Source organism: Streptococcus mitis (assembly GCF_001074635.1).
In the GTDB taxonomy this organism is placed as follows: domain Bacteria; phylum Bacillota; class Bacilli; order Lactobacillales; family Streptococcaceae; genus Streptococcus; species Streptococcus mitis_E.
In genome coordinates this window covers 24,063-33,674 of the sequence record NZ_JUQO01000218.1, presented here as the reverse complement: position 1 = coordinate 33,674, position 9,612 = coordinate 24,063, and the positions used below count along the sequence as shown (strand labels likewise).

Genomic DNA, 9,612 nt, shown 5'->3' with positions numbered 1-9,612 from the left:
AGTACAGCCTGCGGCTAGTTTCCTAGTTTGCTCTTTGATTTTCATTGAGTATTAGATGCTTGTCTTTATCACATCCTATCTAGCTAAGCGAATACGGGTCACGATTCCGTCTGGATCTGTCACTTCCAACTGGCTTGATGTCAGCCACTTGATTGGTGCATCAACTTCTTGTACTCGTTTCCCAATCGTTAACAGTTCTTCTTTATGTGCGACTTCGATGACATAGTAGGCCAAACCTGGCAAGCCTTGCTTACCCGGAACTAGGCCTTTTCCTCCCCATTCGTTGACTGCTAAATGATGATGGTAGCCTCCAGCTGCAATCCAACTAGCACTAGGCACACTGAATTTATCCTCTAGCCCTAACACCTTTTGATAAAACTGGCTGGACTTTCGACTATCCTTGACGGAAAGATGAATATGCCCCATTCTCGTACCCTCTGCTAAAGTAAAGGGCTCTACTCTTTCCCCCAACTCATAGATATCCTGTGCTGCAAGAGCCTCCGTCACTCCGATAATGCATCCATCTTCTCGAATATCCCATGTGGAAACCGGCTTATCTCGATAGAGTTCAATGCCATTTCCCTCCAAATCCTCCAAATAAAGGGCCTCACTGTAACCGTGGTCTGCACCGCCGACAAGAGGAATCTGCAAATCCGTCAGGTGTTTCAAGACATCAGCCAAAGCCTTGCGTGTCGGCAAGAGAATAGCCAGATGGTAAAGGCCATAATGTTCCCTTACTTCACCGCTCTTTTGTGTTTGAATCAAGTGTACCAAGGCTTTTCCTCCAAGTCCCAGAACGACCTCTGTCTCAGTTTGAGATAAGATTTCTAAACCAATGATTTGCTGATAAAAGGCTGTTTGACTGACCAAATCCTTTACATTTAAAACTGCCTCTGCTAAATAAATGTGGCTCTTGTATTCATAGGTCATAAATGGTTCTCTTTTCTAGTTGTAATCAATTTTATTACATCTATTATATAATTTCCACCAAGAAAGTCAAGCCAGACAACTTGAAGCCTATATTCTAACAAAAAGAGGTCAATGTCTGCCATCAACCTCTTTCTTATCGTTCATTCTTTTTGCTAAGTAAGATGAATACTTTACCTATGGCCTGACATTTTCAGCCTAGTTTACCCATTCACCATTACCATTTACACGGTAACCATCTGGTGTTGTTGTGCTCACAGCCAAAGCTCCTGAACCGTAGGCATAATACCAGTGTGGTCCGACTTTAAACCAACCTGTCTTCATGATACCTGCTTCGTCAAGGTAATACCAAGTGCCATTTTCCTTGTACCAGCCTGTCTTCATAGCTCCTGAGCCGTCAAAGTAGAACCATCTGCTACCATCTGTTCCCCAGCCTGTAAACATAGCACCTGAATTGCTCAAGTAATACCAGCTACCAGAAACTTTTACAAATCCAGTCTGCATGATACCTAAGTCATTCAAATAGTACCATTTACCATCTGTTTTCACCCAGCCTGTCTTCACATCACCAGACTCATAAAAATACCATTTGCCATTAGATTGCACCCAACCAGACTGATCAGACGTAGACGCTCTAAAATCTTTCAGTGGTTTTTCTTCAACCGTAGCTTTAGTTTTAACTGTTGAAAGGTTTGAGGCAGTCACTTCTGTATACTGAACAGCAGAACCATATCCACCAGCCAATTCCTCTGAAGAAGCATCATCACCTAGAGTTTGAGCAATTGTAATAGCTTTGTATGGATTGTTAGGATTTTTAAAAGCTGCCATCCCCATGTGTGTAAATTTAGGGTTAATTAGCGACTCATAGTGACCAGATTTCCCGTTGTCTGAACCACTATTTTTTTTCTGCACATAATCTGCTTTTTCAGAACGCCATTGTTCAATAGCTTTTAGAAAACCGTCATGATTCCATGCCAAATTTTCTCCCATTATACTATTAGAAGTTGGAAAGGCACTCCAAAGATCTTTGCTAGAAAGACGATCGTGCTTCATAGTCACAGATGCTTCTGTAGCTCTGACAAAAGCTGCCTTTTCTAGGTCAGTTGACCATTTGATAGGGACATACTTATCTACCAAACCTTCATCCGCTGCTTCTTTACGAATAGCATTAATGGCATCCAAAATAGATTGTTGATGAGGAGCCACAAATTCTCCTTTGATTCCAACCAAAACATTGCCACTAGAAGGTTTTAGCACCTCTGAGGTCAATACATTACCATCAGCAGATTGCGTTGCCACCAATCTGTCATTCGCAAAAACATCATTTGTCAAAACTGCTCCTGCCAAGGTCAAAGCCAAGGCACTAGCAAATACAATTTTCTTCATTTTTTTCTCCTTTTATCCTTTAGACAGGATAGGTATTTTCAATATTAAATTATATCATATTTTCCTATTCTTTGCCCATTTCTACTAATGTTATAAGGTAAATACTATTCCCCAAAAAGTAGAAATTCCTATCCTTTTATTTCACAACAAGCTCATAACGTGTCTTGCTTGTAAAGGTTTGACCGGCTTTAAGAATGACTTGGTCTTTGAGGTCGCTGTGAATGGCATCTGGTAAATCCTGCGCTTCAAGGGCAATCCCATTGTGCTGTACCATTGGCTGACCTCCTATGATGACACTCTCATCCACAAAGTTTGCTGTGTAGACCACAAAGCAAGGAGCCTCTGTCTTGAAAAGCAGGAAGCGACCTGAGTTTTGGTCATAAAGGAATCCAGCATTGTCATGACCTGCAGGAAGGGCAAATGGATGATCTAAGCCAGATACCAACTGGATTTGCTCATCTTCTTCTGCAAAGATATCTTTCAACAAGGCACCATTGTAGATGTGTTTGACCACATCACGGTTGGCTTCTGGAGTTTTGGCAGGAACACCGTCGAGAGCGATTGGGTAAATGCCCTCTGTATTTAGTTGGAAGACATGACGGTCAATCGTCTGCGTGAAATCACCAGACAAGTTGAAGTAGCTGTGGTTGGTCGGATTGACCAGCGTATCCTGATCGGTCGTTACCTTGTAGCTGATTTCGTAGGCACCAGTTTCTTCCAAGTGGTAACTAATCCAAATCTTGAGATTTCCAGGAAATCCCCCTGTCCCATCTGTACGCTCTGTGTAGAGGGTCAGACCATAGTCGCTCACTTCAACTAGTTCAAACAAGCTCGAATCCCAACCAGTTGAACCACTGTGGTTACAATTGCTAGCATTGTTGACTTCAAGGTCATAGTTCTTGCCATTAAGCTCAAATGTCGCACCTGCAATACGGCCCGCCACAGGACCTACGCTAGCTCCATGCTTGGGACTATTACCTACATAGCTGTCAAAGTCATCAAATCCCAAGATAACATTGGCAAAATTTCCATCCTTGTCAGGTGTGACATAGCGCAGGATGGTCGCGCCATAAGCCATAACCTCAAGCTGGTAGCCACCGTCAGTTTCAAAGCGATAGGCCAAGACATCCTTGCCCTCAACACTTCCAAATACACGCTCTGTGTATGCTTTCATTCTGTTCTCCTTTTACTATTTCTCTCAAGCAAACAAACCATAGAAAGTTTACTGACAATCTATGGTTTGCCTGATGATATACAAATCCTCTTGTCAAGAATTCATAAACACTGTCTTACTTTTGATATTCGTGGATGATAACACCTTGTACCACACGGTTTACTGTACCTGTAGGAGACGGTGTATCTGGTTTATTTTCTACCCTGAGTGAAGTCAATAGGGCAAAGAGTTGAGCATATACGATGTAAGGGAAGACACGGTAAATATCATTCAAGACACCGCCACAACCAAGGGCAACTTCTTTGACATTTTCAAGACCAAAGGCTTGATCACTCAAAAGCACAACACGACGAGCAATCTGATCACCAGCAACTTCACGAACCAAGTCCAAGTCGTACTTGCGAGTGTAGTCTGTCGTTGTACCAAAGACCAAAACAACTGTATCTTCGTTGATAAGAGATTTTGGACCGTGACGGAAGCCAACTGGGCTTTCATACATGGTCGCCACTTGGCCAGCTGTCAATTCTAAAATCTTGAGCTGAGCTTCATGAGCAAGTCCAAAGTAAGGACCCGCACCAAGGTAGATGACACGGTTAAAGTCTAAATCAACAAGCTCTTTGACATCTTCTGCATTGTCTAAAACTTTACGGGCAAGACTAGACACAACTTCAAAACGTTCAGCTTTCACAGCAAATTCTGTAGGATCAAAGACCAAAAGAGCTGTCAACATCATAGAGGTAAAGCTAGAAGTCATGGCAAAGCCAGCATCATTAGAGGCAGCTGGTTGCAAAAGCAAGAGATTGCGGTCATCTCCATGAGCTTGAAGAGCCAATTTACCATCTGCTGCGCAAGTAATCGTCACTTGATAAAGCTCATCCACCAAATCCTTGGCCAAATCAACAGTCGCCACACTTTCAGGTGAATTTCCACTACGAGCGAAAGATACAAGGACAGTTACCACATCTTTTTTCAAATAAGTTTCTGGATTGGCAACGATATCTGTGGTCGCAATAGCATTGAAATTCCACTTGCGTTCGTCATAGACTTCCTTAAAGTAATGTACCAAGGTGTCTCCCACATAAGCAGAAGTCCCAGCACCTGTCAAGATAACCTTGATATAGTCATGTTTATCAGCAATTCCTTGTAGGAAGGCTGCAATTTCTTCACGTTTTTCTTGATAAGCTTCAAAAGCTTCTTTCCATACATCAGGCTGTTGGTAGATTTCACGTGTAGTGATCTCTGCACCCAATTCGAGCAAGTCTTCTTTTGTATAATGTAGCATTGAGTTCCTCTTTTTCTATTAAATATGGGAATGGGAGTAAGCCCCATTCCCATGTATATTCTATATAAGATGCTCTAAATAAGATGTTCTAAGTCACATCTTATTCATCTTCGTCATCATCGAAGCCCGCTAACAGGTCATTGACTTTCACAATGCTTTCTGCAGCACGGTTCTTATAATCCGCATCTGCGCCTGTAAGGCTCGCATTGATAAATTCAATCACCATTGGAAGATTCATCCCAGCATAAAGTTCGATGTCACGACCTTCCATGATCAAACGGCTTACCACATTACATGGTGTCCCACCGAGAAGATCCGCAAAGACTAGGAAATCATCTAATCCTTCAATAGCAGCTTCAAATTTTGCAGTAAAGTCTTCTGGGCCATCTTCTGGAAGAAGAGCTACTGTGTAAATGTTGTCTTGTGGGCCCATGATCATTTCTGTGCTACCTTTAAGCTCCTCACAGAAGCGACCATGGCTCACCAAAATTAATGATTGCGTCATAAATTATGCGCCCATTCCAAGTACAAATTTACCAAAGGCAGAAAGAGCCAAAGCAAGTACGATAATAATACCGATAGCTTTAGTAGAGTTCATACCTTTCTTACCAAGCAACCAGAAGATAAAGGCAGTAAAGATTGCTGGAAGCAAGCGTGGGAAGATTTGGTTCAAGATGTCTTGGAAGTCAATCATCTTCTCACCGATTGCCCATTTGTAAGAAATTTCAAAGTTGATCATTGTTGCTACAAGAGCACCCATCATGAAGACACCAAGTACAGATGCAGCGTCAATCAAAGCTGTCAAGGTACTTTGCATGTTGTTGATAAGGTTAACCCCTTCTTTGTAGGCAAATTCCAACTGTTTCCAACGGAAGATATCATACGCTACTGCAACTGCAATCCAAAGGAAGATACCCCAAGGTTGACCACCGATAGCCATAGTTGCTGCGATAGATCCCATGATAGCAGGTACAAGTGAACCAAAGATTGTATCTCCAAGAGGAGCGAATGGTCCCATCAAACCTGTCTTGATACCATTAACGGCATCTTTTGAACCTACACCATCTTTTTCTTCCATGGCAAGGTCAAAACCAGCGATAATGGTGTGGAAGAATGGTGAAGTATTGAAGAATTGAGTATGAACTTTCATCATTTCTTTCAATTCAGGAGTTCCATCCCCATACATTTTACGCAATTGAGGCAAGATCATGTAAAGGTAACCAGAAGCTTGCATACGTTCGTAGTTCCAACCTAATTGGAAAGTAAACAAGCTACGTTTGTTGATTTGGTTAAAATCTTCTTTTGTAAGTTTATAATTAGAATTCGTCATCTTCGATTTCCCCACTTTCTGATGGTGTAGAAGGTGCTGCTACAGCTACTTTTTGGCTATTTTTGAAGTGAAGCACTGCAAGGAAGATACCTACGATAGAGATACCAATCATAGACAAACCTTTGAAGTTGTTCACGAAACCAATTTTTTCAGCCACATCTTTCGGTAGAGTGCCGATAACACCTGCAACAGCGCCACCAAGACCTGTTACATATGAGTAAAGAACAGTTAACATAGCTGTCAAACCAAATCCCATTGCAAGGTAGTGAAGGTTACGTTTAACTGGAAGGTAACGAAGCAAGATTGCAAATCCAAGACCTGGAAGCATACGTCCTGCGAGTGTCAAACCATCTGCAACCCATTGGTATTTTGTAACGAAGTCTACTACGTGTTGTACAAATTCACCACCAAAAGCAAGCGCAAAGAAGACTGGAAGGGCACGAGATAGAGCCCAAGGAATCGCACCAAGTAGGTAGTTGCGTTCAATACCTTTATAGTCAAAGCGTTCGATTGCAGCATCCACACGGTGAGCAAAGAAAGTAGTTGTCATACGTCCAAGAACGTCGAAGTATGTCAAGAGAGTTGCTACTGGCACAGCGATTGTTGTAATCGCAAGTGCTGTATCAATTCCTTGTGAAACAGAGAAGGCTGTCGCAAGAACCGCACCAGAAGTTGCGTCGATACGAGAAGCACCACCGAAGGTACCAACCCCAAGAACGAATAGTTGCAAGTTACCACCGATAAGTAGACCGGTAGTCACATCTCCCATGATTAAACCAGTAATGAAACCAGCAAATACAGGGGAACCTGCAGATGAAACGATCGTCAACTCATCACAGATTTGATAAGCTGAGTACAAAGTGAGAAGTAAAATTTGCCACCATTGTATCATAACAATGACCTCCTAAAAATTTTTTCCTATTTTAATAAGCTCAAAAAGTCTGAAATTGGATCATTTGGAACCATTTGAGCAGTAAGTTTAACACCTTTTTCTGCCAGTTTGTGGAAGTCTTCCACATCCTTGTCCACTACGTTGATAGAACGTGTGATGGGGCGAGTTTCTGGTGTTTGAGACATATTCCCAACATTAAGGGTTTCAATTGGTACACCTGCTTCAACCAAACCAAGGAAGCGGTCTGGTTTGCGAGCCACGATAAAGAGACGTTGGCTATCGTATTTTCCAGCAAGAATATTGGCTGCCGCTTTTTCAATTGGCAAAATACTCAATTTCACACCTGGTGGTGTCGCAAGTTTCAAACCACTCTTTTCAACGTCATTGTTGACAACTTCGTTATCTACAACCATAATACGTGAAACATTTAGTTTTCCAGCCCAAAGATTGGCTACTTGTCCGTGGATCAAACGTCCATCGATACGGCATCCTACAATTGTCATAAGTTTTCCCCCTTTATGTGTTTTAGTGTAGGTTTACGAGTTAAATAAATCTCTTCTTTATATTCACCTTCTGTTTCAAAGATGATGATGCGGTTATCACCTTCCTTGAGATAGCTATGAGGGATATAAAGTGAGAGGGTCGGGCCGACGTTCCAAAAACGTCCTAGATTCTGCCCATTGACAAAGGCAACTCCCTTACCAAACTCAGATAAGTCTAGGTAAGTATCTTTTGGCTCTTGGACTGTAAAGTCATAAGCGTAAAAGGCTGGTTGTCCTTGAGTCCATCCTTTTGAAAAATCAATTTTCTCAGGATTTTCTAGCGGGAGTGGATAGTGTTTCCAGTTTAGTAAGAAGTGCAAATCCTTACAAACCCCTGTCCGAATTCCCTTACGTTGCGTATCCGCTAAGAACTTATGCCCATAGTTGACACGCCCCATATTTTCTATCAATATATCAATCCTAGATAACGCTTTCTTTTCGCCTTGATAGAAAATATCTTCCCCAATCTCTGTCTGATATTGGGTTTTAACCCACTGACCATCGACATACAGCTGGGCCCTATCTCGACCATCAATGATACGAAGTCTTTCTTCTTCTGCATCCCAGTTTGTTTCTGTTCGATAGAGTAGGTAGCCATAGCTTTGTCCCAACTCCTCCATCTTTTTAGGATAGAGGCTTTCTACTGGACTTGACAAGCTATCTAAGGTTTCAAACAAAGAAACTTTTTCAACTAGTGGAATCGCGTCCAACTCCATACTCTCTTTGTAGAGTGGCTCCAACTGCGGGTACTCTGGAAAATGTGTTGCCATCATCTTCTTGACTGCCAAGTATTTGGCAGTTGGATTTCCTTCTTCATCCAGAAGCGCATCGTAATCATAAGACGTAACTTGTGGCAGGTCCAAAGTTCCTCGAGCCGAGCAACCATTCATGAATCCAAAGTTTGTACCACCGTGGAACATGTAAAGATTGATAGAGCCTTGCTCCAAAACTTCTCGAACTGCATCTGCTAATTCTTTTGGATCCCGTGTGATAATCGGTTCTTTCCAACGATTGAACCAGCCATCCCAGAACTCCATACACATGAGTGGCCATTTCTTACCATGCTCATCAAAGAATTCCTGCATCTGTGAAAAGTTATAAGGTGCCTTAGAACCAAAGTTCCCTGTCACAAAGAGGTCATCTTCGATTAAGGTTCCAGCTTTCAGAGTAGCTCTCCATGGACCATCTGATGTAAAGAGGGAACAAGTTACACCACGCTCTTCCATCAGCTGTCGAATGGCTCTCAGATAAGCCTTATCTTCTCCATAAGAACCATACTCATTTTCAACCTGCATCATGAGGATATTTCCACCATTGTCCAACAAATGTGGAACCAATCGTGACAAGAGCTGGTCATAGTAGCGACCGACAGCCTCAATATAGGCTGGATCTGAGGAACGAATCCTCATGTCTTTGGTTAAGAGCCAAGCTGGTAAACCACCGAATTCCCATTCCGCACAGATGAAGGGTGACGGACGAACGATAGCGTAGAGACCCAAATCTTGTGCTGTCTGAAGAAACCGCTCCAAATCCAGAGCTCCTTCAAAGTGAAACTCACCCTCACGAGGCTCGTGTAAATTCCAAGCTACATAAGTCTCTACGGTATTAAAACCAAGAGCCTTCAAGTTATAGAGCGAATGATACCAATCCTCTGGAGGAACCCTAAAATAATGAATGGCGCCGGACAAAATCTTGAACGGTTTCCCATCTAAATAGAAATCGTCTCGTATCTCAAATCGTGTCATAAAACTACCTTTTGATTGCAAAAGTTTGCGCTTTCATTTATTGTTATATTAAATATAGCGCAATTATTCATGTTTGTCAATAGTCTTAACTAGATTATTTAAAATTTTTCTATTTTTTTACTAACTTTTAGGCAAAATACTTATAAAATCGTATAAGCCCGAGCACTTCGCTATTTTTTGCTAAAAAACCTTGTATAAAAATGTATAAAATCCTGATTATTTAGATGTAAATTAACCTTTTAGCCTATTATTTTAATTTTTTATTCAAAAGACTACTATTCTTTTCTTTTTTATGGTAAAATCTTTTATGGAGAAGGAAAATCGAGGTGAAAAT

9 protein-coding genes are annotated in these 9,612 nt (G+C 41.7%); all 9 read right to left on the bottom strand.

Translation table 11 applies throughout. From position 1 onward, the window contains the following. Window positions 1–75: 75 nt before the first annotated feature. Window positions 76–930, bottom strand: coding sequence for a VOC family protein (locus ADI58_RS09280; protein WP_049522384.1), 855 nt, complete (start codon window positions 928–930; stop codon window positions 76–78). A gap of 195 nt (window positions 931–1,125) precedes the next feature. Continuing rightward, on the bottom strand, window positions 1,126–2,313 hold the full coding sequence (locus ADI58_RS09275; RefSeq protein WP_049522383.1) for a CAP domain-containing protein: 1,188 nt from the start codon (window positions 2,311–2,313) through the stop codon (window positions 1,126–1,128). 136 nt (window positions 2,314–2,449) lie between these two features. After that, window positions 2,450–3,487 (bottom strand): aldose epimerase family protein, encoded by a 1,038-nt coding sequence (locus ADI58_RS09270; RefSeq protein ID WP_049522382.1) that lies wholly within the window; start codon window positions 3,485–3,487, stop codon window positions 2,450–2,452. A 115-nt stretch (window positions 3,488–3,602) separates the two neighbouring features. Next, window positions 3,603–4,769, bottom strand: coding sequence for an SIS domain-containing protein (locus tag ADI58_RS09265; RefSeq protein ID WP_049522381.1), 1,167 nt, complete (start codon window positions 4,767–4,769; stop codon window positions 3,603–3,605). 100 nt (window positions 4,770–4,869) lie between these two features. Further along, window positions 4,870–5,274, bottom strand: coding sequence for a PTS sugar transporter subunit IIA (locus tag ADI58_RS09260; RefSeq protein ID WP_080982531.1), 405 nt, complete (start codon window positions 5,272–5,274; stop codon window positions 4,870–4,872). Window positions 5,275–5,277: 3 nt separating this feature from the next. Next, window positions 5,278–6,099 carry a PTS system mannose/fructose/sorbose family transporter subunit IID gene (locus ADI58_RS09255; protein ID WP_000185294.1) on the bottom strand — a complete coding sequence of 274 codons (822 nt, stop codon included), beginning with the start codon at window positions 6,097–6,099 and terminating at the stop codon, window positions 5,278–5,280. Beyond that, a complete protein-coding gene (locus ADI58_RS09250; protein ID WP_049522380.1) occupies window positions 6,086–6,991 on the bottom strand; it encodes a PTS mannose/fructose/sorbose/N-acetylgalactosamine transporter subunit IIC in 906 nt (301 codons plus the stop codon). Before ADI58_RS09250 ends, ADI58_RS09255 begins: the two co-directional genes overlap by 14 nt. 26 nt (window positions 6,992–7,017) lie before the next feature. Then, complete coding sequence (locus ADI58_RS09245) at window positions 7,018–7,494, bottom strand: PTS sugar transporter subunit IIB (RefSeq protein ID WP_049522379.1); 477 nt, start codon at window positions 7,492–7,494, stop codon at window positions 7,018–7,020. Then, a complete protein-coding gene (locus ADI58_RS09240; RefSeq protein WP_049522378.1) occupies window positions 7,491–9,278 on the bottom strand; it encodes a glycoside hydrolase family 35 protein in 1,788 nt (595 codons plus the stop codon). Before ADI58_RS09240 ends, ADI58_RS09245 begins: the two co-directional genes overlap by 4 nt. Between the last annotated feature and the right edge of the window lie 334 nt (window positions 9,279–9,612).